The organism is Actinomyces sp. ZJ308 (genome assembly GCF_011752065.1).
Lineage (GTDB): Bacteria > Actinomycetota > Actinomycetes > Actinomycetales > Actinomycetaceae > Actinomyces.
Genome location: NZ_JAAIJY010000069.1, coordinates 1 through 1,743 on the forward strand (window position 1 = coordinate 1; position 1,743 = coordinate 1,743).

The window sequence follows — 1,743 nt, forward strand, 5'->3', positions numbered from 1 at the left end:
CCTGAGTTGCACAGTTTTTAGTGCCCTGTTGGGATGTTCAGGGCGGTGAGGATTTTCTCGGCTTCGGGGGTCAGGGGGTCGGCGGCGGTGAGGTGGTGGCCGTTGAGGTTGATGGTGACGTCCTGGAGGGGCTTGAGGGCGCGGATGATGCGTTTGACGCTGATCCCGGTGGTCTCCTGAAGAGTGCGGGCGACGGCCAGGGCGGCTATGACCACGGTCAGGTGGGCCTCGATGGCATCGCGGGTGTGGTGGAACACGGGCCGGGCTCTCAGGTCGTGCTTGCTCATCCGGAAAGACTGCTCGACGTGCCACAGCTCGTGATACGAGGAGACCACCTCGGCGGCGTCCATCAAGCGTGACGGGATGTTGGTGACATAGCCCTTGAGCCCCACCAGGGAGCGGGCCCGGGCCAGGGACGCCTCATCCAGGGTGGCGTCACCGGCGTGGGTGGTGACGAACCTGGTGCCCTTGGGACGCTTCTCGCCGGCGATGACGGCCCGGGCCCGGTTCTCCTGAGCGGTCAGGGTCCGAGTGTCCCTGGCCGCACGCTTCTTGGAGTAGGCCCACACCGCTCTCCACGACCCCGGATGGGTGTCCGGGTCCCAGATGGGCTCATGACGCTTGCTGACGTCCCGCTCCTTGGGGCTGCTACCTCGTTTGGGGGTGACGGTGTCAATCAGCTGCCCATCAGTGAACGCGTCCCCGGCCCAGTGGAAGTGGGCCTCGAGGTCCCCTGGGGCCCGGACCTGACGGGCCCCGACGATGAACCGCAGGTGCGCCTTGTCCAGGGCACTCAGGTTGGCGGCTGAGAGCATGCCGGCGTCGGCGACGATGACGAGCTCCTCAATGCCGTGGGCGGCTTGGAAGGCCTCCACGATGGGGATGATCGTGGTGGTCTCGGCCCTGTTTCCTTCCCAGCACCCGATTCTCAGGGGGAACCCACGGCGGTCGACCAGCAGGCCGACGATGACCTGGGGGTCGACCCGCCTCTCCTTGGAGTAACCCACCCGCCGCAGGTCGTCCTCCTTCTCAGCCTCGAAATAGAGCGTCGTTACGTCATAGAGGCACAGGGCCAGACCCCCACCAGTGTTGGTGACGTGCTCGAACAAAGCGTTTGAGAGGCTCTCACGGTAACCCCGCTCCTGAGCCCGGGCCAGAGACGCTTGCAGGGTGTTGCGGTGGGCCGGGGCCGGCCAGCCGATCTCGGACAGGACCCTGGGAGTGTCGGCCTTGGAAGTCGGCTCGATCAGACGCGCCAGAACCATCTGCTCAAAGGCCCGGTCACCACCAGTGGCCTCTCCCAGCCCCAAACGCCTGTAGGCCGAACGGAGGGCCTCGATCAACCAGGCCGACCTGCGCGAGGTGATCACCAGCTTGCGCGCCGCACCACCGTCACCGGGTACCTGACCACCCACCTCGTCAGCGTCGTCGTTGAGTGCCGGCCCCAAGTCCAGGACCTGCTGACCAGCCAGGAGCCGCTGGCGCCCCAGGCGCATCAGCGCAGCCAGCTCGGCCTCGTCATGGGCCGACCCCAGGTGCTCCACGATCCGGCGCACACCATGCTCCTTGGCCACGACCTGCACGGCCGTGGCCCCCGAGGCTGTCTTGACCTGACGCAGGTACGGACTCACCCAGCAGATTCTACCGCCGTCTTAGTGCCCCGAAACGACCACCCCACCCCCAGAATCCCAACGAAAAACCCCACTCTGAAACACAAACCACCCCAACCTGTGCAACTCAGGT

Annotated in this window: 1 protein-coding gene; it reads right to left on the reverse strand. The window is 66.1% G+C overall.

Annotated elements, in window-relative coordinates; all coding sequences use genetic code 11:
- Window positions 1-17 precede the first annotated feature (17 nt).
- Window positions 18-1,631, reverse strand: a complete 1,614-nt coding sequence (locus HCR68_RS13870; RefSeq protein ID WP_167150447.1) for an IS1634 family transposase — start codon at window positions 1,629-1,631, stop codon at window positions 18-20.
- Window positions 1,632-1,743 lie beyond the last annotated feature (112 nt).